The organism is Citrobacter meridianamericanus, assembly GCF_041320245.1.
Taxonomy (GTDB): domain Bacteria; phylum Pseudomonadota; class Gammaproteobacteria; order Enterobacterales; family Enterobacteriaceae; genus Citrobacter; species Citrobacter meridianamericanus.
Genome location: NZ_CP101036.1, coordinates 1653283 through 1678221 on the forward strand (window position 1 = coordinate 1653283; position 24939 = coordinate 1678221).

Here is a 24939-nt window from a genome sequence, read left to right on the forward strand (position 1 = left end):
ATGCTCGCCAGCTCATTTCACAAACAAGGATTTCACGTGAAAGAAATCATTCTATCCTCAGGCATTGGGTTTGGCATTGGGGCATTATTTACTTTATGCCGAATACCTATTCCTGCACCAAATGTTTTACCCGGGGTTTTATCTATTGTGTTTATGTATATTGGGTATCTTGTCGTTAAATCTATTTTTTACTAAGCAATGTGGTAGATTCCAGACGTTATCCCTTATTCCTGGAGTGTAACAGTGATGGAACGAGCTCACCGAATCGATCTGAAGTTATTGCGTTATTTTCTCGCTGTTGCAGAAGAGTTGCATTTTGGCCGGGCTGCTGCCCGGTTAAATATGTCACAACCCCCTCTGAGTATTCATATCAAAGAACTTGAACAGCAACTTGGTACCTTGTTATTTATTCGCCATTCTCGCAGCGTTGCGTTAACTCATGCCGGGAAAATTCTGATGGAGGAGTCGCGTCGTTTGTTAGCCAATGTAAATCAGGCTATGGCGAGAGTGGAGCAGATTGGTCGCGGCGAAGCGGGGCGTATTGAATTGGGTGTGGTTGGTACGGCACTGTGGGGAAGAATGCGTCCCGCAATGCACTATTTTTTGAAAGCAAATCCCAATGTTGAAGTACTGTTTCGCGAAAAATCGCCAGGTATGCAAATGGCGTTATTAGAGCGTCGGGAGCTCGATGCAGGGATATGGCGTATGGCAATTGAACCAACGGTTGGTTTTACCAGCTTACGTCTGCATGAATCTTCATTCATGGTTGCAGTACCGGAAGATCACATTCTGGCCTCCAGGGATTCTGTTCCTCTGGCGGCGCTGCGCAACGAATATTTTGTCACGCTGCCGTCCGTACATTCCGATTGGGGATTTTTGCAACGTGTATGTCAGCAGGCGGGCTTCTCGCCAATGATTATTCGTGAGGTTGTTGAGCCCCAGACAGTGCTGGCAATGATCAGTATGGGAATCGGGATTACGTTAATGGCTGATGGTTATGCACAAATGAGCTGGCCTGGCGTGGTATTCCGGCCATTAGAGGAACGTATTCCGGCGGATTTGTATATTGTCTATGAACAGCATCAGGCCACGCCAGCGTTAACGAAGTTGATTGATGCTTTGGTCGGGTAAGCATTGCAGGATGACTCGTTTGCTCGCCCTTCGGGCCGTCACCGTAAACGGCTCCGTTGTTTCGCTGCGCTCAACACCGAACCTGCTGCAGGTTCGAATCTTAAAAATCGCAGATAGCAAAAAGGCGCCTTTAGGGCGCCTTTTTACATTGGTGGGTCGTGCAGGATTCGAACCTGCGACCAATTGATTAAAAGTCAACTGCTCTACCAACTGAGCTAACGACCCGAAGTGGTGGGTGATGACGGGATCGAACCGCCGACCCCCTCCTTGTAAGGGAGGTGCTCTCCCAGCTGAGCTAATCACCCACTTCGGTACTTCAATTTTATCGTAAGAAATCCAGCTGGCGAGAAAGTGGTGGGTGATGACGGGATCGAACCGCCGACCCCCTCCTTGTAAGGGAGGTGCTCTCCCAGCTGAGCTAATCACCCACTTCTCAATTTCTTACTCTACACGGCGGAGACTACATAAAGTAGTTGGTGGGTGATGACGGGTTCGAACCGCCGACCCCCTCCTTGTAAGGGAGGTGCTCTCCCAGCTGAGCTAATCACCCCCGCTGTGTGGAGTCGCATTATAGGGAGAGTTGAAAATGAGTCAACGCATTTTCTAAAGAAATTGTTCGTTCGTCGTAAATTTAAACAAAACGATCGCAAAACAATCCATGTCGCATGATTTGTATACGAAAATGGCAAAGCATGATGTTCCAACCTGAACAACATTGAGGAATCAGACCACGGTGATAGAATACGAGCCTGATAATCTTCCCTGGATTTGCCGGTTGTCGGCATCTTTATAAACGTAAGGCCATTTCATGAAAATCAAAACTCGCTTCGCGCCAAGCCCGACAGGCTACCTGCACGTCGGCGGTGCGCGTACTGCTCTTTATTCCTGGCTTTTTGCACGCAACCATGGCGGTGAGTTTGTGCTGCGTATTGAAGACACCGATCTCGAACGCTCCACTCCGGAAGCTATTGAAGCCATTATGGATGGCATGAACTGGCTGAATCTGGAATGGGATGAAGGCCCATACTTCCAGACCAAACGTTTTGATCGTTACAACGCGGTTATTGATGAGATGCTGGAAGCGGGTACCGCGTATAAATGCTACTGCTCCAAAGAACGCCTGGACGCGCTGCGTGAAGAGCAGATGGCGAATGGCGAGAAACCGCGTTACGACGGCCGCTGCCGTCATGGGCATGAACATCACGACGCGGATGAGCCTTGCGTGGTGCGTTTTGCCAACCCGCAGGATGGTTCCGTTATTTTTGACGACCAGATCCGTGGGCCGATCGAATTCAGCAACCAGGAGCTGGACGATCTGATCATCCGCCGTACCGACGGTTCCCCGACCTACAACTTCTGCGTGGTGGTTGACGACTGGGATATGGAAATCACCCACGTTATTCGTGGTGAAGACCATATCAACAACACCCCGCGTCAGATTAACATCCTGAAAGCGCTGAACGCACCGGTGCCGGTTTACGCACACGTGTCGATGATTAACGGCGACGACGGTAAAAAACTATCCAAACGTCACGGTGCAGTCAGCGTCATGCAGTATCGCGACGACGGTTATCTGCCGGAAGCGCTGCTGAACTATCTGGTGCGTCTGGGCTGGTCCAGCGGCGATCAGGAAATCTTCACCCGTGAAGAGATGATCAAACTGTTCTCCCTGGGGGCGGTGAGCAAATCTGCGAGCGCGTTCAATACCGAAAAACTGCAGTGGTTGAACCATCACTATATTAATGCGCTGGCACCAGAATATGTGGCGACACATCTACAATGGCACATTGAGCTGGAAAATATTGATACTCGCGTGGGGCCGCAGCTGTCAGAGCTGGTTAAACTGCTCGGTGAGCGCTGCAAAACGCTGAAAGAGATGGCACAGAGTTGCCGCTATTTCTACGAAGACTTTGCTGAGTTTGATGCTGATGCTGCGAAGAAGCACCTGCGTCCTGTAGCGCGTCAGCCGCTGGAAGTGGTTCGCGACAAGCTGGCTGCGATTAGCGATTGGACGGCAGAAAACGTGCACCACGCGATTCAGGCAACCGCTGATGAGCTGGAAGTGGGGATGGGTAAAGTCGGGATGCCGCTGCGCGTAGCCGTTACCGGTGCGGGTCAGTCCCCGGCGTTAGACGTCACGGTGCATGCGATTGGTAAATCCCGCAGTATTGAGCGCATTAATAAAGCGCTGGCGTTTATTGCTGAGCGTGAAAGCCAGCAGTAAGACCGACTGAACGATGAAACACAACGGCAGGAGCGCATCCTGCCGTTTTTTTTGCCTGTTATTCAGACTCATCAATCCCTAATCGGGCAAGAAAATTGCGAATACCTTCACGTGAGATAAACTGCCATAACTTTTCTTGTTCCGTTGGCGACATGTTGTCCAGTGCGCTGATTATCTGCCGACAGGCGTGACTACGCATAACGTGAGTGTATTCTGCCAGCGGTTCTTCAGCCTGATAAACGTCAGGTACTTTGCGAAAAGCCGGAATATTGAGCAGAAACGTGCGGACGTTGGAGTCGATATGAATCAGTCTTGCACGACCACCTTTAACGCCGGGAAACTTTTCGGTGGTCCAGTTTTGTTCTCTGATCCAGCGATTGACGGTTTGTTTGGCAACCCCGAGACATTCAGCCAGTTCTTCGGTCGTCATTTTGCTGCGTAAATTTTTCATATTATTTGTTTTCGCGGATCCCTAAGCGTTGTAGTAAACCCGTAATGCCTTCACGCAGGATCAGTGACGTAAACATTTTCTGTTCTGACGGCGTCATTTCTTTGGCGAGCCTAATCAGTAGCGCCTCAATAGAGGTATCACCGGATAACGATAAATTGTCTGATAAGCCTTCGGCTGAACGCTCAGCGCTGCGAATGTATTCGCGAACTTGTTCGGTGACGTGAACCAGTCGGGCTTTACCGCCCTGAACGCCAGGTTTAGGTGATGTAGCCCAGCCTTCCTTGCGCACCCATTTATTGATGGTTTGTCGGCTGTATCCGGTCAGATTAGCTAGCTCTTCTGGCGTCATCCGTTCCTTGAACATAACGATTCCCTGAATAGTCGTGGGGTTAATTAGTGGCTCATTTTATAGCACCATTTTAGTAGAAACCGTGACGCGTTTAACTACTGAATGCGAGTTGTTACGCAATGTTCTTCATTTGACTGCTTTTTCAGCGATTGAATTCTATGAGTTAATTTTGCCGTTGACACACGCGAAGGGAATTCATATGATGCCGCCCGTCAACTCGACAAGCTTTACGTAATGGGGCTATAGCTCAGCTGGGAGAGCGCTTGCATGGCATGCAAGAGGTCAGCGGTTCGATCCCGCTTAGCTCCACCAAATTTTATCCCAATAAATTTGGCATATACGTAAAAGCATCGTGGGGCTATAGCTCAGCTGGGAGAGCGCTTGCATGGCATGCAAGAGGTCAGCGGTTCGATCCCGCTTAGCTCCACCAAAATTTAAACCCTCGCTGAAAAGCGGGGGTTTTTTGTTTCTGTATCCTGTCGGTTTTTACCTGGTATCTCCGGTTTGCTGAATAGCAGGCATAAAAAAGCCGGGGAAATTCCCCGGCCTTATCACTACGACGTTGTCTTACGCTTACAGCACCAGTGCTGCGATAGATGCAGACAGTACGCTCACCAGCGTAGAACCGTATACCAGCTTCAGACCAAAGCGGGAAACCACGTTACCTTGCTCTTCGTTCAGACCTTTAATCGCACCGGCGATAATACCGATAGAAGAGAAGTTAGCGAAGGAAACCAGGAACACAGAGATGATGCCTTCAGCGCGTGGAGAGAGCGTAGCGGCGATTTTCTGCAGATCCATCATTGCAACGAATTCGTTAGAAACCAGTTTTGTCGCCATGATACTACCTACCTGCAGCGCTTCGCTGGACGGCACACCCATTACCCATGCAACCGGATAGAAGATGTAACCCAGGATGCCCTGGAAGGAGATGCTGTAGCCAAACCAGCCGGTTACGGTGGCAAACAGGGCGTTCAGGGCAGCGATCAGCGCGATGAAACCAATCAGCATCGCCGCAACGATAATTGCCACTTTGAAACCCGCCAGAATGTATTCACCCAGCATTTCGAAGAAGCTCTGACCTTCGTGCAGGTTAGACATCTGGATGTTTTCTTCGCTGGCATCAACACGGTAAGGGTTGATCAGCGACAACACGATAAAGGTGCTGAACATGTTCAGTACCAGCGCCGCAACAACGTACTTCGGCTCCAGCATGGTCATGTACGCGCCGACGATAGACATGGAAACGGTAGACATCGCCGTTGCAGCCATGGTGTACATACGGTTGCGAGACATTTTGCCGAGAATATCTTTATAGGCGATAAAGTTCTCAGACTGACCCAGGATCAGAGAGCTGACGGCGTTGAAGGATTCCAGCTTGCCCATACCGTTCACTTTGGAAAGCAGGTAACCAATTGCACGGATGATAACCGGCAGCACACGGATATGCTGAAGGATACCGATCAGGGCGGAGATAAAGACGATAGGGCACAGTACTTTCAGGAAGAAGAATGCCAGGCCTTGATCATTCATGCTACCGAAGACGAAGTTCGTCCCCTCGTTGGCAAAACCGAGCAGTTTTTCGAACATTTCGGAGAAGCCTTTTACGAAGCCCAGGCCGACGTTGGAGTTCAGGAAGAACCACGCCAGTAACACTTCAATAACAAGCAGTTGAATAACATAACGAATGCGAATCTTTTTACGGTCACTGCTTACCAGCAGCGCAAGGATCGCAACAACGGCCAATGCCAATACAAAATGAAGGACGCGGTCCATATTTGCTCCAAATATGAGGCAGGTTTAGTTTTCGTGCACATTCTATGTAACAACCATAAAGAAAACGAGATCAAACACACACTATAGTAAGGACCTGTGACGAGATTCAAAATTAGTGATCGGTGATACACTTCCGTTATGCTTGGTATCGAAGTGAAAAGTTATGTCATTGTGCTAATCTATAACAATAATTAAACATCTTGCCGTTTTTTCCAGAATCCTTATCGATCCATAGACCAACACTATCAGAGAAATCAACTTCACCCATTAAAATGAATTTGATAATCATTCTCAATAGGCGTAGCTTGAAATATAGCAAAGGCTATGTTTCTGAGGCATTAAAAATGACTAACGATCGCGTTGAGAGTAGCAGTGGACGGGCTACGCGCAAGTTGAAGCTCGCATTAATGGGACCTGCGTTCATCGCGGCGATCGGCTATATCGATCCAGGTAACTTTGCTACCAATATCCAGGCTGGGGCCAGCTTTGGTTATAAACTGCTGTGGGTAGTGGTATGGGCAAACCTGATGGCGATGCTGATTCAGGTGCTGTCGGCAAAACTGGGTATTGCCACGGGTAAAAACCTGGCGGAGCAAATTCGCGATCACTATCCCCGCCCGGTGGTGTGGTTCTACTGGGTGCAGGCTGAAATTATCGCCATGGCGACAGACCTTGCTGAATTTATTGGCGCGGCAATTGGCTTCAAGCTGATCCTCGGCGTTTCGTTATTGCAAGGGGCCGTGCTCACCGGTATCGCGACGTTCTTAATTCTGATGCTGCAGCGTCGCGGACAGAAGCCGCTGGAAAAAGTGATTGGCGGCCTACTGCTGTTTGTGGCTGCTGCTTATATTGTGGAGCTGGTTTTTTCCCAACCGAACTTTGCGCAGCTTAGTAAAGGGATGATTATTCCCAGTCTGCCTAATTCTGAGGCGGTATTCCTCGCCGCTGGCGTGCTAGGCGCGACAATTATGCCGCACGTTATTTATCTGCACTCTTCCTTAACACAGCATCTGCACGGTGGAACGCGACAACAGCGCTATGCAGCCACAAAATGGGATGTGGCCATCGCCATGACGATTGCTGGATTTGTCAACCTGGCGATGATGGCGACGGCTGCAGCCGCGTTTCACTTTAGTGGACATACCGGTATTGCCGACCTGGATCAGGCGTATCTGACCCTTGAACCGCTGTTAAGTCACGCTGCGGCGACGGTGTTCGGTTTAAGTCTGGTGGCCGCAGGGCTCTCTTCCACTGTGGTCGGTACGCTGGCGGGGCAGGTGGTGATGCAAGGGTTTATCCGCTTTCACATTCCGTTATGGGTTCGCCGGACTGTTACCATGATGCCATCATTTATTGTGATTCTGATGGGATTGGATCCGACGCGTATTCTGGTAATGAGCCAGGTATTGCTCAGTTTCGGTGTTGCGCTGGCGCTGGTGCCACTGTTGATCTTTACCAGCGACAGTCAACTGATGGGCGATTTAGTTAACCGCCGGTGGGTGAAACAGCTGGGCTGGGTGATTGTGGTACTGGTGGTGGCACTCAATATCTGGCTGCTGGTGGGAACCGCGCTCGGTTTGTAAAAACAAAAGGGCCTGCAGGCCCTTTTGTTACATTAATGTCGGTGCCCGTGACCGCGTCCACGCCCACGATGGTCATCGCGATCGTTCCAGCCTTCACGATAGCCGCGCTCATAAGCTTTGCGTTTATCCCAACCGCGATGATAGCCATTGTCATGACGCCACCAGCGATTTTTGCGCCACTCATAGTTATGGTGCCAGTAATCCCGGTCGCGCCAGCGTCCGCCATCCCAGTAGTTACCATAATTATCGCGATCGCCAATTTGTAATTTGATCGATGGCAGCAGGGTGATTTCGCCAGCGTTCGCGGCCAGCGGTGTAAAAGCCAATAAGACTGCCGCCAGAATCAGTGACCTGAACATGTTTTCTCTCCTTCACGATCGAGCCGTAGCCGGCCTGTTAATACAATATTACGGGGCAGTAAAGCCCCGTTTCATCGGCTTAACTCCTAAATCGTAAGTGAGAGCACTTTTTGTTAATAAATGTGTCTTTATTTCAATCAACTCAGGATGGCATCAATCTCCGTGCACTCTTCGGGCGTAAAGTGACGATTGGCCAGCATACCGACAGCATCTTCAATTTGCGCCGGTTTACTGGCGCCAATCAGCACAGATGTGACGTTGTCATCCCGTAGCACCCACGCGAGCGCCATCTGAGAAAGCTTTTGTCCCCGTCGCTCTGCAATCACATTCAGCGCCCGCACCTTCTCCAGTTTCTCTGGCGTAATCTGATCCGGGTTCAGGAAACGACTGCCGCTTGCCGCACGAGAATCAGCAGGAATACCGTTCAGGTAGCGGTCGGTTAACTGCCCGCCTGCCAGCGGTGAAAAGGCGATACTGCCGACGCCTTTTTCCTGCAACAACGACAGCAGGCCATCTTCGACCCAACGTTCAAACATGGAGTATTTGGGCTGATGGATAAGACATGGCGTACCTAAATCGTCGAGTATTTCAATCGCCTGCCTGGCAAGGTCTGCCGGGTAATTAGACAACCCGACGTACAACGCTTTACCCTGACGAACGATATGATCCAGCGCACGCATGGTTTCCCGGAGCGGCGTTTCAGGGTCGGGGCGATGGTGGTAAAAGATATCGACATATTCCAGTCCCAGTCGCTTCAGGCTTTGGTCGAGGCTGGCTATCAGGTATTTGCGTGAACCCCAGTCCCCGTAAGGCCCTTCCCACATGGTGTAGCCCGCTTTGGTGGAGATGATTAGCTCATCTCGCCATGGTAAAAAATCTTCCTGCAGGATGCGGCCAAAATTTCGTTCCGCTGAACCCGGCGGCGGACCATAGTTATTTGCCAGATCAAAATGGCTGATCCCAAGGTCGAATGCGCGCTGTAACAATGCCCGGCTATTCTCGACCTGCGTGGTATCACCAAAATTGTGCCACAAACCCAGCGAGACAATCGGCAGTTTAAGCCCGCTGTGCCCGCAACGGCGGTACTCCATTGTCTGGTAACGATTTTCATCAGCCTGATAAGCCATGTAGCCTCCTGTCGGATAACATAAGAGAATCAATGTATACGTTTACACCAGGCGTGTCGCAATGAAATTTTGGGTGAAAACTGTACATCCTGCTTTCCACCCCCTTCACCGCGACTTTCCTGGACAGCTAACCCAGTTCTTCGATACTCAACATGAGGTTACCGTCAGAAGGATAGCTGTCATGCAAACCCCGTATTCCGTTGCTGATTACCTGCTGGACAGACTGGCAGGCTGTGGCGTCGGCCATCTCTTTGGTGTGCCTGGCGATTATAATTTGCAGTTTCTTGACCATGTGATTGAACATCCCAGCGTACGTTGGGTCGGGTGTGCGAATGAGTTAAATGCGGCTTATGCTGCGGATGGCTATGCGCGGGTGTCTGGAGTGGGGGCGCTGCTCACCACGTTTGGCGTGGGCGAGTTAAGTGCGATTAACGGTATCGCAGGAAGTTATGCGGAATATGTTCCTGTTTTGCATATTGTTGGGGCACCCTGTCGCGGCGCACAGCGCCGCGGGGAGCTGATGCATCACACGCTGGGTGATGGTGACTTTCAACATTTTTATCGTATGCAACAGGCGGTGACGACGGCGAGCGCGGTACTGGATGAACAAAACGCCTGCTATGAAATTGACCGCGTGCTGCGAACAATGCTTATCGAACGCAGACCGGGCTATCTGATGTTACCTGCTGATGTGGCAAAACAGCCCGCGACGCCGCCGGATGACATTCTGACTGTTCCTTTGAGCGAACCGGAAAGCAGCGTGACAGAGGCGTTTCGCTACCATGCCCGTGAACGATTGCTGGACAGCCCGCGTGTCGCGCTGCTCGCGGACTTTCTCGCGCTACGTTTTGGGCTGCAGCCGGTTTTACAACGCTGGATGGCGGAGACGCCGATGGCCCATGCCACGCTGTTGATGGGCAAAGGGCTGTTCGATGAACGTCATCCGGCGTTTGTTGGCACGTACAGTGCTGGTGCCAGTAGCGATTATGTTCGTCTGGCTATCGAGGATGCCGACACGATATTTTGTGTCGGCACACAATTTGTCGACACCCTGACCGCCGGGTTTACGCAACAGCTACCGCAGGAGCGCACCATTGAGGTTCAGCCTCATGCCTCACGGATTGGAACCAGCTGGTTTAACATCCCGATGGAGCAGGCGGTCACCACATTGCGGGAGCTGTGTCTGGAAATGTCGTTTTCACTGCCGCCAGAACGTCCGCCAGTTACGCGCACTCTGGTTGAGAAGGGACCTCTGACGCAGGAAAACTTCTGGCATACGGTGCAGCAGTATCTGGCGCCTAATGACATTATCCTTGTTGACCAGGGAACCGCAGCCTTTGGCGCGGCTGCGCTCTCGCTACCCGGCGGCGCGGAGGTGCTCGTTCAGCCTTTGTGGGGATCGATCGGCTATGCGCTCCCGGCTGCATTCGGCGCGCAAACCGCCTGTCCGGAGCGCCGAGTGGTCCTGATTATTGGCGACGGCGCGGCGCAGCTCACCATTCAGGAACTGGGTTCTATGCTAAGAGATGGGCAGTCTCCCGTTATTTTGCTGCTTAATAATGATGGTTACACCGTGGAGCGGGCCATACATGGGGCAACTCAGCGTTATAACGATATCGCCGCCTGGAGCTGGACGCAGGTGCCGCAGGCGTTTAGTCGTGAATGTCAGGCGGAATGCTGGCGAGTGACGCAGGCTGTACAACTGGAAGAAGTGCTGGCCCGGTTGTGGCGCCCGCAACGATTGTCGTTAATTGAGGTGGTGCTTCCGAAAGCCGATCTTCCTGAGTTATTGCGCACGGTGACCCGTGCGCTGGAAACGCGTAACGGGGGATAGCTATTGATCAGGACGGCTGGCTATCATCATCGGCTTGCCCGCCAGCAGCAGCCAGGCGGGCAGCATGACAATGCACAGCAGCGGTAGCAGGGTCGTGTCTGGCACGACCACTGCTGCCATAAACAGGCTGAGCCAGGCGTCACGGGTGACGACCAGCACCAGCCCGAGAATCGCGCAGGAAACCGTGATAGCCGCCGGTACCGCTTCAACGTGGGCGTGCAGCATCAGCCCCAGCGCGACGCCAACGAACACTGCCGGGAAAATTCGCCCGCCGCGAAAACCACTCGCTGCAGCCACCACCAACGCCGCCAGCTTAATGATGGCGAGCATGAAATAATCCGATGTGCCCAGCGTCTGACTAAAAGCCATTTGCTGCATTTCATCCAGCCCCTTAAATAAGGTAAGCGGCCCACCGATAACGCCCAAAATACCGAGGATAAAGCCGCCAACCCCAAGGATCAGCACCGGGTGCTTTAATCGATGCATTACATGATGCAAACGCGGCAGACACCAGACGGCTACCATTCCGGCAGCAATAGCGATGGCGGCCACGACCGCACCGCTGAGAATGTCGATCAAGTGCATCTGCGTGTAGTGCGCGATGGGCAGTGAAAAATGAGGGTGAAAAAACAGGCTGGTGGTCAGCGAGCCCGCCGCCGCGGCCATTAACGGCGCAAACAGGCGATCCCACAAGGGAACATCGTTCGAGCTATTCAGCGTTTGTGAAAACACCAGCGCGGCGGCCACGGGGGTGCCAAATAGCGCCCCGATGGTGCCGGCAGAGGCGAGAATGGTCCAGTCCAGTTTCGCAATGCGGGGAAACATGCGGCTGCCGAGCGCCACTGCCAGTGCGATATTCACCGTCATGATGGGGTGTTCCGGTCCCAGACTGACGCCACCCGCGAGGCCAAGGATGAGCGCGGCCAGCAGACCCGGTATTGCTGACGTTGGGACCGGCATACCAATTAATGGTTCACAAGCCGGATCCGGACCTGCATGGCCGTGGCTGTAGCGGATGACAACGCCAACCATCAATCCGATCAGCGTGAGCATTCCGATAATCCACAGAGGAGAGTCATGGGCGATTCCGATTCCAGCGGGCAAACGCTCCCATAAAAAAAGCTGTAAAACAGAAGCCACTTTCATCACAACGATCAACACCAGGCTGGACGCTATGCCAATGATGAGCGCCGGAGTTGATAGTAACAGCATCGTTCTGGCTCGCGGATGGAGCATTTTCTATTCCTTAAAACAGAGTCATAGACATAGTTTGCACAGCCAGCCTGACGGCATCGCTGCAAATGGTGCTGAAACGATAAAGTAATTGTGTGATCTGGATCGATTTTCCACGGGCATCAGCTTTTAGACCGTTGTTGTTATGCCCCCATGAATTTACAGTGTGGCAAAGATTTATTTTGACTTTAGCGGAGCAGTAGAAGAATGACAAAATATGCTTTAGTAGGTGACGTTGGTGGCACCAACGCGCGTCTTGCTCTGTGCGATATTGCCAGCGGCGAGATTTCGCAGGCAAAAACCTATTCCGGGCTGGATTACCCAAGCCTTGAGGCCGTGGTGCGCGTGTACCTGGATGAGCATAGCGTCAGCGTTGAAGATGGCTGCATTGCTATTGCCTGTCCGATCACCGGCGACTGGGTGGCAATGACCAATCATACCTGGGCATTCTCTATTGCTGAGATGAAAAAAAATCTGGGCTTCAGCCATCTGGAAATTATCAATGATTTCACCGCTGTATCGATGGCGATTCCGATGCTGAAAAAAGAGCATTTGATCCAATTTGGCGGCGCGGAACCTGTCGAAGGTAAACCGATTGCGGTCTATGGTGCCGGAACCGGACTCGGCGTGGCGCATCTGGTGCACGTGGATAAACGTTGGGTGAGCCTGCCCGGCGAAGGCGGTCATGTAGATTTTGCGCCTAACAGCGAAGAAGAAGGGATTATCCTTGAAGTTCTGCGCGCCGAAATTGGTCATGTTTCCGCGGAACGCGTGTTGTCCGGACCGGGTTTGGTGAATCTGTATCGCGCTATCGTTAAGTCTGACGGGCGGCTGCCGGAAAATCTACAGCCGAAGGATATCACTGAACGTGCGCTGGCTGACTCCTGTATCGACTGTCGTCGGGCGCTGTCACTGTTTTGCGTCATCATGGGGCGTTTTGGCGGCGATTTGGCGTTAACGCTGGGGACATTTGGCGGCGTATACATCGCTGGCGGTATCGTCCCGCGCTTCCTCGACTTCTTTAAGGCTTCAGGCTTCCGCGGTGGTTTTGAAGATAAAGGCCGTTTTAAAGCCTACGTCCAGGACATCCCAGTATATCTGATTGTGCATGATAACCCGGGCCTGCTGGGTTCCGGCGCACATCTGCGCCAGGCACTGGGACATATTTTATAATTGCTTCGCAAAAAACCTGCAAAGCCGCGTTATTTACGCGGCTTTTTTATGCCTGCCGCCCGCCTTTCCGACCTTCGTCACACTTCCTGATTGCGGGATTATTTGTCCAGTAAAAGCATTATTTCTCTGGTAACGATCGTTCCTTTTCCCGGACCATAATTTCACTCGTTAACTATTACGAGGAAATGAATATGAGCAAAAAACTGATTGCTGTTTGTGCATGCCCGATGGGTCTGGCCCATACCTTTATGGCGGCTCAGGCGCTGGAAGAAGCGGCGGTTGAAGCGGGTTATGAAGTAAAAATTGAAACCCAGGGCGCGGATGGAATTCAAAACCGTTTGACGGCGCAGGATATCGCAGAGGCGACGTTAATCATTCACTCCGTCGCCGTCACCCCTGAAGACAACGAGCGTTTTGAGTCGCGTGACGTCTATGAAATTACGTTACAGGACGCGATAAAAAATGCAGCCGGCATCATTAAAGAGATCGAAGAGATGGTTGCCGCTGAACAACAATAATTATCGACAGGGAATCACGTATGGCCATTAAAAAACGCAGTGCAACCGTTGTGCCTGGCGCATCTGGTGCCGCAGCGGCAATAAAAAATCCACCGGCCTCCCGCAATAGCTTCTGGGGCGAACTTCCGCAACATGTGATGTCGGGTATTTCACGCATGGTGCCGACGTTAATTATGGGCGGGGTCATTCTCGCCTTCTCACAGCTGATCGCCTATAGCTGGCTCGATATACCTGCTGACACTGGCATCATGGATGCGTTGAACAGCGGAAAATTCACCGGTTTCAATCTCGCATTACTGAAATTTGCCTGGCTGTCGCAATCTTTTGGCGGCGTGCTGTTTGGCTTTGCTATCCCAATGTTTGCCGCGTTCGTCGCCAACTCAATCGGTGGCAAGCTGGCATTTCCCGCGGGGTTCATCGGTGGTCTGATGTCCACCCAGCCCACGCAAGTACTGAATTTTGACCCAGCGACGCTGCAATGGGCAACCAGTGCTCCTGTTCCGTCAACTTTTATTGGCGCGCTGATTATCTCGATTGTTGCCGGGTATCTGGTGAAGTGGATGAACCAAAAAATCCAGTTGCCTGATTTCCTGCTGGCGTTCAAAACCACCTTTTTACTGCCCATTCTTTCCGCCATTTTCGTCATGCTGGCGATGTATTACGTGATAACGCCGTTTGGCGGCTGGATCAACGGCGGAATTCGTACTCTGCTGACGGCGGCCGGAGAGAGAGGCACGCTGATGTATGCAATGGGGATTTCCGCAGCAACGGCGATTGACCTCGGCGGTCCTATCAATAAGGCTGCAGGATTCGTCGCTTTTAGCTTTACCACCGATCACGTTCTGCCGGTAACCGCGCGTTCTATTGCGATTGTGATCCCTCCAATTGGTCTCGGGCTGGCCACGCTTATTGACCGTCGCTTAACCGGTAAACGTTTGTTCAGCGCACAGCTCTACCCGCAGGGAAAAACGGCGATGTTCCTCGCGTTTATGGGTATCAGCGAAGGGGCGATCCCGTTTGCGTTGGAAAGCCCCATCACGGCAATTCCTTCCTATATGGTGGGTGCTATTGTCGGATCGACGACAGCCGTCTGGCTGGGGGCGGTGCAGTGGTTCCCGGAATCGGCTATCTGGGCATGGCCGCTGGTGACTAACCTCGGCGTCTATATGGCGGGGATCCTGTTAGGCGCGGTGATTACGGCATTGATGGTGGTGTTCCTGCGTAACATGATGTATCGCAAAGGCAAATTGCTGATTGAAAGCCTCTGATTAAAAGGATTATGACCATGAGCTTACTTGCCTCACTGCGTGACTGGCTAACGGCGCAACATCTCGACGCGATGCTGCTGTCCTCTCGGCAGAATAAACAGCCGCATATAGGGATCTCCAGCAGTTCTGGGTTTGTGTTTATCAGCCATAAAAGCGCGCATATTCTGGTCGATGCCCGTTACTACACTGATGTCGCTACGCGTACTCAGGGCTATCAGATCCATCTACTCGATGGAACGCACACGCTGTATTCGCGGGTGAATCACATCATTGCGGACGAAAAGCTGCAGACGGTGGGGTTCGAAGGTGAGCAGGTAAGCTGGGAAACGGCGAGCGCGTGGTCGGGTAAACTGCACGCCCGACTGGTGAGCGCCGTACCGGATGTGCTTCGGCATATAAAAACGGCGCAGGAGATAGCCAGCATTCGCGAGGCCTGCCGAATTGCAGATCTTAGCGTTGAACATATTCGCCGCTTTATTCAACCCGGTCTCAGCGAACGTGAAATCGCCGCTGAACTGGAGTGGTATATGCGTACGCTCGGCGCAGATAAAGCCTCTTTTGACACCATTGTTGCCAGCGGCTGGCGCGGCGCACTGCCGCACGGTAAAGCCAGTGATAAGCGTGTCGAGGCAGGTGAGTTCATCACGCTGGATTTTGGTGCGCAGTATCAGGGCTTTTGTTCGGATATGACGCGAACCTTTCGCATCCCAGATGCCAGCCAGCCAGCGGAAGAGAGTCCTTTGTTTTCCGTCTATCAGATTGTACTGGCGGCGCATCGTGCGGCGGTGGCGGCAATTCGACCGGGTCGGCGCTGTCATGAAGTGGACGAAGCTGCCCGTCAGGTGATTGCTCAGGCAGGCTACGGCGATAATTTCGGCCACAATACCGGACACGCTATCGGCATTGAGGTGCATGAAAACCCGCGCTTTTCTCCCTCTGACATGACCCCTCTGGCGGCTGGCATGCTGCTCACAGTTGAACCGGGTATTTATCTGCCGGGGCAGGGAGGTGTGCGTATTGAGGATGTCGTGCTGGTGACGCCAGACGGCGGTGAGGCGCTCTACACCATGGCGAAAACATTGTTACATACGGGGGAGGCGTAATGGACTTATCGCTACTGAAAGCGCTGAGCGAGGCGGATGCGATCGCTTCTTCAGAACAGGAAGTGCGACAGATCTTGCTTGAGGAGGCGGATCGCCTGCACAAAGAAGTGCGCTTTGATGGTCTGGGATCGGTACTGATCCGTCTGAATGAATTAGCGGGGCCGAAGGTAATGATCTGCGCGCACATGGATGAAGTGGGATTTATCGTGCGCAGTATTTCCAGCGAAGGGGCGATTGATGTCTTACCGGTGGGAAATGTGCGCATGGCGGCCAGACAACTGCAGCCGGTGCGGATCACCACCCGCGAAGAGAACAAAATCCCCGGTCTGCTTGACGGCGAGCGTAGCGGCAATGATGTGAGCGCGCTGCGGGTGGACATTGGCGCGCACTCTTATGAAGAGGTGCTTCAGGCCGGCGTCCGCCCGGGCGATCGTGTCACCTTTGACACCACCTTTCAGGTTTTGCCGCACCAACGAGTGATGGGCAAAGCCTTTGATGACCGGCTTGGGTGCTATTTGCTGGTGGCGCTACTGCGTGAATGGCATCACGCCACTCTCCCTTGTGAGGTTTGGCTGGTAGCCAGTTCCAGTGAAGAAGTGGGATTGCGCGGCGGACAAACGGCAGCACGCGCGGTCGCACCGGATGTGGCGATCGTGTTGGATACCGCCTGCTGGGGCAAAAACTTTGATTATGGTACGGCCAACCATCGGCAGCTCGGCAAAGGTCCGATGCTGGTGTTAAGCGATAAATCGCTGATTGCGCCACCAAAACTGACGGCTTGGGTTGAAAGCGTGGCCGCTGACGCGGGCATTTCCCTGCAAATCGATATGTTCAGTAACGGCGGTACTGACGGCGGGGCGGTGCACGTCAGCGGCACGGGGATCCCAACGGTTGTTATGGGGCCCGCCACGCGGCATGGGCACTGCGCTGCATCGATTGCCGACTGTCATGACATCATTCAGACGCAGCAGTTGTTATCGGCTCTTATTTCACATCTTACGTGCGAAACCGTGGCTCATCTGACGGATTTCAGATGCTGATTTCGCGCTAATCAGGAGTTGTTATGCTTACGATTCAATTTCTTTGCCCGTTACCCAACGGCCTGCATGCGCGCCCTGCATGGGAGCTGAAAGAGCAGTGCAACCAGTGGCAAAGTGAGGTGATATTTATTAACCATCGCCAGAATGTGAGGGCGGATGCGAAAAGTTCGCTGGCGCTGATTGGCACCGGGACGCTGTTTAACGACAGCTGTAGCCTGGCCATCACTGGTCGCGATGAAGAACAGGCCCGGCGAGCGCTGGAGGAGTATCTCCAGCATCGGTTTATTGACAGCGACAGCGTTCAGCCGACGCAGGCGGAACTGGCGGCGCATCCGTTGCCGCGTTCGTTGATTCGCCTAAATCCAGACCTTCTTTATGGTACTGTGCTGGCAGGGGGCGTGGGGGCGGGGACGCTCACGCTTTGGCAGAGCAATAATCTGGAAAGCTATCGCGTGATAGCGGCGAGTGCTGAAGACAATACCCGACTTGAGCACAGTCTGGCGACGCTAGCCGAACAGCTCAATCAGCAGCTGCGCGAGCGCGATGGTGAGAGTAAAACCATCCTTAGCGCGCATCTGTCGCTGATTCAGGACGACGAGTTTGCCGGGAACATTCGCCGCTTAATGCTGGAGCAGCATCTGGGGCTAGGCGCGGCGATTATCGTCAATATGGAGCAGGTATGCGCCAGGCTGTCGGCCTCCGGTAGCGATTATCTGCGCGAGCGCGTCAGCGATATCCGTGATATCAGCGAACAGTTGCTGCACATCACCTGGCCTGAAAGACGACCGCGTAATGCGCTGGTGCTAAATAAACCGACAATTCTGGTTGCTGAGGATTTGACGCCCAGCCAGTTTTTAAGCCTTGATTTGCAACATCTGTCTGGCATGATCCTCGAGAAAACAGGGCGCACCTCGCATACCCTGATCCTCGCCCGTGCGTCGGCTATTCCAGTGCTTAGCGGCTTGCCGCTGGAGGCTATCAGCCGCTATGCAGGACAGCAGGCAGTACTGGATGCGCGTTGTGGGGTGATGTCCATCAATCCGGACGAGGCGGTTCGCGGCTATTACGCGATTGCGCAGAGGCTCGCTGATGAATGCCAGCGACGCCAGGCGCTTGATGCTGCCCAATCCGCGCTGACCAAAGATAATCAGCGTATTGACGTTGCGGCGAATATTGGTACCGCGTTGGAAGCGCCGGGAGCGTTTGCTAATGGCGCGGAAGGGATTGGTCTGTTTCGGACTGAAATGCTGTTTATGGACCGCGACAGCGCGCCTGATGAGCAGGAACAGTTTGAAGCCTACCAGCAGGTCTTATTGGCCGCGGGCGACAAGCCGGTTATCTTTCGCACCATGGATATTGGCGGTGATAAGAACATTCGCTATCTCAATATTCCGCAAGAAGAGAATCCGTTCCTGGGCTACCGTGCGGTGCGGATTTATCCGGAGTTTGCTGGACTGTTTCGCACGCAGTTACGCGCCATTTTACGTGCGGCGACCTTCGGTAATGCACAACTGATGATCCCGATGGTACACAGTCTCGACCAGATTTTATGGGTAAAAAACGAACTGCAGAAAGCGATGGTTGAGCTGAAAACCGACGGTTTACGCCATGCCTCAACCATCCCGCTGGGGATTATGGTTGAAGTGCCATCGGTGTGTTACATCATCGACCATTTCTGCGATGAGGTGGATTTCTTCAGTATTGGTTCAAACGATATGACCCAGTACCTGTACGCCGTCGATCGTAATAACCCGCGCGTTTCGCCGCTGTACAACCCGATTACGCCCTCGTTCCTGCGTATGTTACAGCAGATTATCCGCGTGGCGCACGAGCGCGGTAAATGGGTGGGTATTTGTGGGGAACTGGGCGGGGAAGGACGCTATTTACCCCTGCTGCTGGGCTTAGGGCTCGACGAGCTGAGCATGAGCAGTCCACGCATTCCGGCGGTGAAAAGCCAGCTTCGTCAACTGGGCAGCCACGCATGCCGTGAACTCGCCATGCAGGCCTGTGAGCGCCGTAGCGCTCAGGAGATAGAAGATCTGCTCAACCAGTTTGCACCGCAGAAAGATGTGCGTCCGCTGCTGGCGCTGGAGAATATTTTCGTTGGTGAGCCACTGACCAACAAAGAGCAGGTGATTCAGTTTCTGTGCGGCAATCTTGGCGTTAATGGGCGAACTGAACATCCGTTTGAGCTGGAAGAGGATGTCTGGCAGCGCGAAGAGATCGTCACCACCGCCGTCGGTTTTGGCGTGGCTATCCCGCACACAAAATCTCAGTGGATCCTCCACTCCAGCATCAGCATTGCCCGACTTTTGCAACCCGTTGACTGGCAGTCTGAGATGGGTGAAGTGGAACTGGTGATCATGCTGACGCTGGGTGCCGATGAAGGCATTAATCACGTGAAGGTCTTCTCACAGTTGGCGCGCAAGCTTGTGAACAAGCAGTTCCGCCAGTCGCTGTTTGCCGCTGAAAATGCTGACAGTATTCTGGCGCTGCTGGAGGCGGAACTGACGTTTTAAGTTTGACAGCAAGAGTGGATAAGAGGGTCAGAAAGGGAAATTATCAATCAGAGAACGGTAGTTTCCCGGCCCTCAACAACGTCATCTCTTGTTTGCAGAGCAGCACTACCGCTTCGCGACCCTTTACACGATGAGAGGTGAGAGCTCTTTTCACGGTCCGACGATCCGTACCTGATTCCAGCATCTGATAACACATCAGGGAGAGTGCACGTCTGTTTTTCATTGCATATTCACTGTATTGATTAAGTCTGCGGGGTATTAAACCCGTTGATGCTGTCTCAATCAACGTGCAGATTGAAAACGTGCGCCATACTCACCCGGCGTCAGACCAAACTGACGCCGGAACAGGCGGCAGAAATAATCACTGTCCTGATATCCACACCGTTGTGCGACTTCGCTAATCGACAGATGGTATTTCTGTAATATGATGCGTGCCTTCGCCATTCTGACCCACCGCAGATACTCGACAAATCCCATAGTGCCGTGCTGGGCAAACACTTTTGACAGGTGATTGGGAGTGATATTGAAAAATTGGGCCACACTTTCCCGGGTCAGCGGTTGGGCATAGTTATCCTGTACCCAATTACACATACTGTGATAGAGAAATTCAGTGCGTGGACGCTCAGTTTCAGGGCGCGTATTCACCACGCTACGACACAGATGCAGCAGGCTAAGCACCAGCGGTTGAATGATATCCTGAGCCTGAGGAGAGCGGCTTAAATGGGTTAATGCAGTTAGCATCGCCTCGCCTTCACCGCGCTGCGGATGCGGTAACTCAATCCGGCGTAGCGGGCGCAACAGCGATGCGGTTCGGTTATCGTAAAATGAGAGCCCCAGCCAGGCCGGAGAAAAAACCAGGCTCAGCAGCATCACGGGCTTATCGCTGCCAGGCTGATTCGCCGCTTTCGCCGGGATAAACAGCATGTCGCCTTCTGGCAGACTGTATTGCTTTTTTTCCAGTCGGTTGCTGTATTCGCCACGTAAAACGATATCGAGGCGCGGAAGATCAATACATAAACTACCACCTGGTAGCGCAGTGGGATGGGTCGCGAACCATACGCGCCCCAGGCGCTGCGGGTTTAATACCAGGCCACTGAACAGATCGGCGAAAAACTGTTGGTCTGCGGGTAGGCCTGGCTCTTTCATCGCTCTTTCTCTGCGCTATAAATGCATTAACTGTCTGAACTCTTTCACTTTACTCCGACTAACCGGGATTTCAAATTCCAGATCTTTTAAGCGCAAAATGTAGGTGTTGTTAAACCAGGGTTCAATCTCGCGGATTTTATTCAGATTCACGCAAAACGAGCGGTGGCAGCGAAAGAAATGCGAGGCGGGCAATTTACTGCAAAATTCGGTGATGTTCATCGGCATTACGTATGATTCACGTCGGGTGTAGACAAACGTCATCTTTTCATGGGCTTCTGCGTAGTAGATGTCGTTGATCGGAGTGACGATGATCCGCTCATCTTTGATGAGATTGATCGTGTCGTTCTCGCGGGCCACCGGACTGGCGGGCAAGGTTCCCGTTTGCTGTTGCTGCCAGGCGGCTTGCAGTTTTTGCAACATCCCGACGATGCGTGATTCCTGATACGGCTTCAGAATGTAGTCGAAGGCTTCCAGTTCAAAGGCTTCGACGGCGTGCTCTTTCCACGCGGTAATAAAGACAATAAAAGGCTTGTGCGCGAACTGACTGATATTTTGCGCCAACAGTACGCCATCCAGCGAGGGAATATTGATATCCAGAAAAATGGCGTCCACGCGGTTGTGCTGGAGATATTTCAGCACGTCCAGACCGTCGTCAAATGTGCCGACAATCTCCATCTGGCTGTGCTCTTTTATCAGCCAGCTCAGTTCCTGTTGGGCCAGGAATTCATCTTCGACAATGATGACTTTCACGACTTCACTCCTGGTTAAAGCAATAATGTAGCCGGTGCGGCTGTGGGCGAATGCTGATTCGGCACATAAAAGGCAATCTCAGTGCCTGGTTCCAGACGGCGGATATGTAAGCCTTCACCGTAGAGTAGCTTAACGCGATGATGCACATTCAGCAGACCAATTTTATTGCCCGGCATTTCATTGGATTCGACCCGTTCAATCACTTTTGGATCGATACCGTGGCCGGTATCCCGCACAGCAATACGAACCCGATTGCCGCACTCTGCAACGCTGATGGTAACCACGCCTTTCCCTTTGCAGGGCTGAATCCCATGGACGATAGCGTTTTCTACCAGCGGCTGAATCAGCAGGCTGGGAATATAACAGCTTACCTCTTCATCGATATCATAAATAACCGTGAGTTTGTCGCCAAAACGTGCCTGTTCGATGGCGATGTAATCTTTGATTTGATACAGCTCTTTTTTGATGTCGATCTGCTCATCGTCTTTTAATTCGATATTGTAGCGAAGATAACGCGACAAATTAAAAATGAGCTGGCGTGCGGTGTCTGGGTTAAGCCGTACCGAGGATGAAATCGCGTTCAGGGCGTTAAACAGGAAATGGGGATTTATTTTACTTTGTAGTGCGCGTAGCTCTGCCTTATTTGCCATTTCGCGTAGCTGTTCCGCCCGGGAAACTTCAAGCTGCGTCGAGATAATTTGCGACAGGCCGATGGCCATTTCCTGCAGCGAGGAGGTTATCTGGTGGGCGTGACAGTAGTAGATTTTTAGCGTACCGGTGACAACACCTTTCTCCCAAAGCGGGATAACCAGCATGGAGTGTATTTCCGGCGTGCGATGCGCTTCATCATTGTTTTTAATGATGATTTTTCCGTAATTGATCGCCTGCTGCGTGGTCGGACTGACGAAATCATCGTTATCGCGGTAGTTAAGTTCCCCCACGCCAACGTAGGCCAGAACGTGCTGGGTATTGGTAATTGCGACGGCGTCCGCATGGATGTCATGGCGAATAATTTCGCACACCTGGCGGAGCGACTCGCTGTTAACCTGCCGAAAAAGCGGTAAGGTTTTGTTGGCAATATCCAACGCCAGTTTGGCCTGCTTCGCGGCGCTGGCTTCTTTCTCACCTTCCACGCTTTGCACCAGCATGACGATAAAGCCAATGCAGACGCTGCCCAGGATCATTGGGATGCCGATTTTCGAGACAATATCCAGTCCCAGTGCTGTAGAGGGGGCCCAGGCGACGACGAGGATCATCGTCAGGGATTCGCACAGCATTCCGCCTAAAATGCCCGCGCGCCAGTGCTGCGTTTTGGGGATCTTACGGTTGATCCACCCTGCAATACAGCCAGCCAGAATACTGGTGATAAAACAGGGCAGGGCGGTGACGCCGCCGATGTCGATCAGGTAGCGGTGAGTGCCCGCGATGAGGCCCGTAATGATACCGACCCATGGACCAAACAGAATTCCCCCTGACATGACCGCGATAATACGCACGTTAACCAGCGAGCCTTCAACCGGTACGCCGGACCAGGTACTGAACAGGGCAAACATTGAGAAAATCGCGGTAACAGCGAGTAGCTCTTTCGGAGAGTGGGCTGATTTGTGCAACAGTTCGCGAAACAGGCGGATACGAATCAGGAAAAACAGACAAAACAGCATCAGTGCTGCCCGGTCAAATACCGCCAGCAGCATATTGAATATTTCGTGCACGGATGACTCTTGCGCAAGGGTTAAACCTCTATGATAGGTAACCTGAGCCAGGATGACCAGCGTCCACGCAGCATGTATCTAATGAGGAAAAACCATAATATTAAAAGGGGATTGTTGCGTGATTGTTGTATTTACAATACCTGTCCTGTCAGCGCTGCGCTCAAAGTAATGTAATTAACAACAAAATGTTAAATGAAGGTAATTTTAAGCGAGGTGTGAAAATGGTTATTTCCTCATTTTTACTGGTTGTTCCTCTTTTGTGTCAATTAAAAATATTTTGTTTTGCCTCTCGACAGAAGGAAATTATTCAGGCTATTTTCTAAACGTGCCACCATCGTGGCAGCGTCGCTCGGACGGTCCGGGCGCTAACGTTAATCTGAGGATATTATGGCTGACACCCGCCCTGAACGTCGCTTTACGCGTATTGATCGCCTTCCCCCTTACGTTTTTAACATTACTGCTGAACTGAAGATGGCTGCGCGTCGGCGCGGCGAAGATATTATCGATTTCAGCATGGGGAACCCGGATGGGGCCACGCCTCCTCACATTGTCGAAAAACTCTGTACCGTGGCGCAGCGCCCGGATACGCACGGTTATTCCACCTCGCGAGGCATACCGCGTCTGCGTCGGGCGATTTCCCGCTGGTATCATGAACGCTATGACGTTGAGATTGATCCTGAATCTGAAGCAATTGTGACGATTGGTTCCAAAGAAGGGCTGGCGCACCTGATGCTGGCCACGCTGGATCACGGCGATACTGTTCTTGTCCCGAACCCGAGCTATCCGATCCATATTTATGGCGCGGTGATTGCTGGCGCGCAGGTACGATCTGTGCCGCTGGTCGAAGGCGTCGATTTCTTTAATGAGCTGGAGCGCGCGATTCGCGAAAGCTACCCGAAACCGAAGATGATGATCTTAGGTTTCCCGTCGAACCCGACTGCGCAGTGCGTCGAGCTGGAATTCTTCGAAAAAGTTGTGGCTCTGGCTAAACGCTATGACGTGCTGGTGGTTCATGATCTGGCCTATGCCGATATCGTCTACGACGGCTGGAAAGCACCCTCAATTATGCAGGTACCGGGGGCTCGCGATGTCGCTGTTGAATTTTTTACCCTGTCGAAAAGCTACAATATGGCGGGCTGGCGTATCGGATTTATGGTAGGTAACAAAACGCTGGTAAACGCGCTGGCGCGAATTAAGAGCTATCACGATTACGGAACCTTTACACCGTTGCAAGTTGCGGCCATCGCCGCGCTGGAAGGCGATCAGCAGTGCGTGCGAGATATTGCAGAGCAATATAAACGTCGTCGTGATGTCCTGGTCAAAGGGCTGCATGAAGCGGGCTGGATGGTTGAGATGCCCAAGGCCTCAATGTACGTGTGGGCGAAAATTCCTGAGCAATACGCCGGGATGGGGTCACTTGAATTTGCCAAGAAACTGCTGAATGAAGCGAAGGTATGCGTTTCGCCGGGGATTGGGTTTGGTGACTATGGCGATACGCATGTACGTTTTGCGCTTATTGAGAACCGCGACCGTACTCGCCAGGCCATTCGTGGCATCAAAGCAATGTTTCGCGCGGATGGTTTGCTGCCTGCCAGTGCGAAATCGACCACCGAAAGTACCGACTAACAACACGTTTCTCCAAA

The 24939-nt window shown here is 52.5% G+C and carries 22 protein-coding genes and 6 tRNA genes; 14 read left to right on the forward strand and 14 right to left on the reverse strand.

The window, feature by feature from the left end:
* Window positions 1-36 precede the first annotated feature (36 nt).
* Window positions 37-195 (forward strand): XapX domain-containing protein, encoded by a 159-nt coding sequence (locus NMD08_RS07825; protein WP_003847305.1) that lies wholly within the window; start codon window positions 37-39, stop codon window positions 193-195.
* 51 nt (window positions 196-246) lie between these two features.
* Window positions 247-1131 carry a LysR family transcriptional regulator gene (locus NMD08_RS07830; RefSeq protein WP_187253585.1) on the forward strand — a complete coding sequence of 295 codons (885 nt, stop codon included), beginning with the start codon at window positions 247-249 and terminating at the stop codon, window positions 1129-1131.
* 149 nt (window positions 1132-1280) lie between these two features.
* Here the strand turns inward: NMD08_RS07830 and NMD08_RS07835 are convergent.
* The 4 genes from NMD08_RS07835 to NMD08_RS07850 form a co-directional block, all read right to left on the reverse strand.
* Window positions 1281-1356 (reverse strand) — tRNA-Lys (locus tag NMD08_RS07835).
* A gap of 4 nt (window positions 1357-1360) precedes the next feature.
* Window positions 1361-1436, reverse strand: a tRNA-Val gene (locus NMD08_RS07840).
* A gap of 47 nt (window positions 1437-1483) precedes the next feature.
* A tRNA-Val gene (locus tag NMD08_RS07845) sits at window positions 1484-1559 on the reverse strand.
* Between the two features lie 46 nt (window positions 1560-1605).
* Window positions 1606-1681, reverse strand: a tRNA-Val gene (locus NMD08_RS07850).
* A gap of 258 nt (window positions 1682-1939) precedes the next feature.
* Here NMD08_RS07850 and gltX point away from each other — a divergent pair.
* The gene (gene gltX / locus NMD08_RS07855; RefSeq protein ID WP_370619915.1) at window positions 1940-3355 is read left to right on the forward strand and encodes a glutamate--tRNA ligase; all 1416 of its coding nucleotides are present in this window, start codon (window positions 1940-1942) and stop codon (window positions 3353-3355) included.
* Between the two features lie 58 nt (window positions 3356-3413).
* On the opposite strand, the gene NMD08_RS07860 is transcribed toward gltX, so the two are convergent.
* Together NMD08_RS07860 and NMD08_RS07865 are read right to left on the reverse strand one after the other, a co-directional pair.
* Window positions 3414-3806 (reverse strand): YfeC-like transcriptional regulator, encoded by a 393-nt coding sequence (locus tag NMD08_RS07860; protein WP_151217581.1) that lies wholly within the window; start codon window positions 3804-3806, stop codon window positions 3414-3416.
* A gap of 1 nt (window position 3807) precedes the next feature.
* On the reverse strand, window positions 3808-4170 hold the full coding sequence (locus tag NMD08_RS07865; protein ID WP_006683575.1) for a YfeC-like transcriptional regulator: 363 nt from the start codon (window positions 4168-4170) through the stop codon (window positions 3808-3810).
* 221 nt (window positions 4171-4391) lie between these two features.
* On the opposite strand from NMD08_RS07865, the gene NMD08_RS07870 reads away from it, so the two are divergent.
* Window positions 4392-4467 (forward strand) — tRNA-Ala (locus tag NMD08_RS07870).
* A gap of 42 nt (window positions 4468-4509) precedes the next feature.
* A tRNA-Ala gene (locus NMD08_RS07875) sits at window positions 4510-4585 on the forward strand.
* 143 nt (window positions 4586-4728) lie between these two features.
* Here NMD08_RS07875 and nupC read toward each other — a convergent pair.
* Complete coding sequence (gene nupC, locus NMD08_RS07880; protein WP_151217579.1) at window positions 4729-5931, reverse strand: nucleoside permease NupC; 1203 nt, start codon at window positions 5929-5931, stop codon at window positions 4729-4731.
* Between the two features lie 272 nt (window positions 5932-6203).
* Between nupC and NMD08_RS07885 the strand changes: the two genes are divergently transcribed.
* On the forward strand, window positions 6204-7514 hold the full coding sequence (locus NMD08_RS07885) for an Nramp family divalent metal transporter (RefSeq protein WP_370619917.1): 1311 nt from the start codon (window positions 6204-6206) through the stop codon (window positions 7512-7514).
* Window positions 7515-7546: 32 nt separating this feature from the next.
* Here the strand turns inward: NMD08_RS07885 and ypeC are convergent, their stop codons facing one another.
* Both ypeC and mgrA read right to left on the reverse strand, forming a co-directional pair.
* The gene (gene ypeC, locus NMD08_RS07890) at window positions 7547-7873 is read right to left on the reverse strand and encodes a DUF2502 domain-containing protein YpeC (RefSeq protein ID WP_137384261.1); all 327 of its coding nucleotides are present in this window, start codon (window positions 7871-7873) and stop codon (window positions 7547-7549) included.
* A 137-nt stretch (window positions 7874-8010) separates the two neighbouring features.
* Entirely contained in the window at window positions 8011-9000 is a 990-nt protein-coding gene (gene mgrA / locus NMD08_RS07895) for an L-glyceraldehyde 3-phosphate reductase (RefSeq protein ID WP_151217575.1), read from the reverse strand.
* A gap of 181 nt (window positions 9001-9181) precedes the next feature.
* Between mgrA and NMD08_RS07900 the strand changes: the two genes are divergently transcribed.
* Window positions 9182-10834 carry an alpha-keto acid decarboxylase family protein gene (locus NMD08_RS07900; protein ID WP_370619919.1) on the forward strand — a complete coding sequence of 551 codons (1653 nt, stop codon included), beginning with the start codon at window positions 9182-9184 and terminating at the stop codon, window positions 10832-10834.
* Here NMD08_RS07900 and NMD08_RS07905 read toward each other — a convergent pair whose 3' ends face one another.
* Window positions 10835-12070 (reverse strand): ion channel protein, encoded by a 1236-nt coding sequence (locus NMD08_RS07905; RefSeq protein WP_187258634.1) that lies wholly within the window; start codon window positions 12068-12070, stop codon window positions 10835-10837.
* A gap of 204 nt (window positions 12071-12274) precedes the next feature.
* On the opposite strand from NMD08_RS07905, the gene glk reads away from it, so the two are divergent.
* The 6 genes from glk (at window position 12275) to ptsP (ending at window position 19688) form a co-directional block, all read left to right on the forward strand.
* Window positions 12275-13240, forward strand: coding sequence for a glucokinase (gene glk, locus NMD08_RS07910; RefSeq protein WP_151217573.1), 966 nt, complete (start codon window positions 12275-12277; stop codon window positions 13238-13240).
* A gap of 191 nt (window positions 13241-13431) precedes the next feature.
* On the forward strand, window positions 13432-13758 hold the full coding sequence (locus NMD08_RS07915; protein WP_003028254.1) for a PTS fructose transporter subunit IIB: 327 nt from the start codon (window positions 13432-13434) through the stop codon (window positions 13756-13758).
* Between the two features lie 20 nt (window positions 13759-13778).
* Entirely contained in the window at window positions 13779-15026 is a 1248-nt protein-coding gene (locus NMD08_RS07920; protein ID WP_151217572.1) for a PTS fructose transporter subunit IIC, read from the forward strand.
* A gap of 17 nt (window positions 15027-15043) precedes the next feature.
* A complete protein-coding gene (gene ypdF / locus NMD08_RS07925; RefSeq protein WP_370619921.1) occupies window positions 15044-16129 on the forward strand; it encodes an aminopeptidase in 1086 nt (361 codons plus the stop codon).
* Window positions 16129-17169, forward strand: coding sequence for an aminopeptidase (gene ypdE, locus NMD08_RS07930; protein WP_370619923.1), 1041 nt, complete (start codon window positions 16129-16131; stop codon window positions 17167-17169). Before ypdF ends, ypdE begins: the two co-directional genes overlap by 1 nt.
* 23 nt (window positions 17170-17192) lie before the next feature.
* Window positions 17193-19688, forward strand: a complete 2496-nt coding sequence (ptsP, locus tag NMD08_RS07935; protein WP_370619925.1) for a phosphoenolpyruvate--protein phosphotransferase — start codon at window positions 17193-17195, stop codon at window positions 19686-19688.
* 43 nt (window positions 19689-19731) lie between these two features.
* Here the strand turns inward: ptsP and NMD08_RS07940 are convergent, their stop codons facing one another.
* From NMD08_RS07940 to NMD08_RS07955, 4 genes are read right to left on the reverse strand one after another with little or no spacing between them, the layout of a single operon-like run.
* On the reverse strand, window positions 19732-19911 hold the full coding sequence (locus tag NMD08_RS07940) for a hypothetical protein (protein WP_151217566.1): 180 nt from the start codon (window positions 19909-19911) through the stop codon (window positions 19732-19734).
* 59 nt (window positions 19912-19970) lie between these two features.
* A complete protein-coding gene (locus NMD08_RS07945; RefSeq protein WP_370619927.1) occupies window positions 19971-20834 on the reverse strand; it encodes a helix-turn-helix domain-containing protein in 864 nt (287 codons plus the stop codon).
* Window positions 20835-20849: 15 nt separating this feature from the next.
* Window positions 20850-21584: a two-component system response regulator YpdB gene (gene ypdB / locus NMD08_RS07950; protein ID WP_151217563.1), complete on the reverse strand. Its 735-nt coding sequence runs from the start codon at window positions 21582-21584 to the stop codon at window positions 20850-20852.
* 14 nt (window positions 21585-21598) lie between these two features.
* Window positions 21599-23296: a sensor histidine kinase gene (locus NMD08_RS07955; RefSeq protein WP_151217562.1), complete on the reverse strand. Its 1698-nt coding sequence runs from the start codon at window positions 23294-23296 to the stop codon at window positions 21599-21601.
* 387 nt (window positions 23297-23683) lie between these two features.
* Here NMD08_RS07955 and alaC point away from each other — a divergent pair, with 387 nt between their 5' ends.
* The gene (alaC, locus tag NMD08_RS07960) at window positions 23684-24922 is read left to right on the forward strand and encodes an alanine transaminase (protein WP_151217560.1); all 1239 of its coding nucleotides are present in this window, start codon (window positions 23684-23686) and stop codon (window positions 24920-24922) included.
* The last annotated feature ends 17 nt before the right edge of the window (window positions 24923-24939 follow it).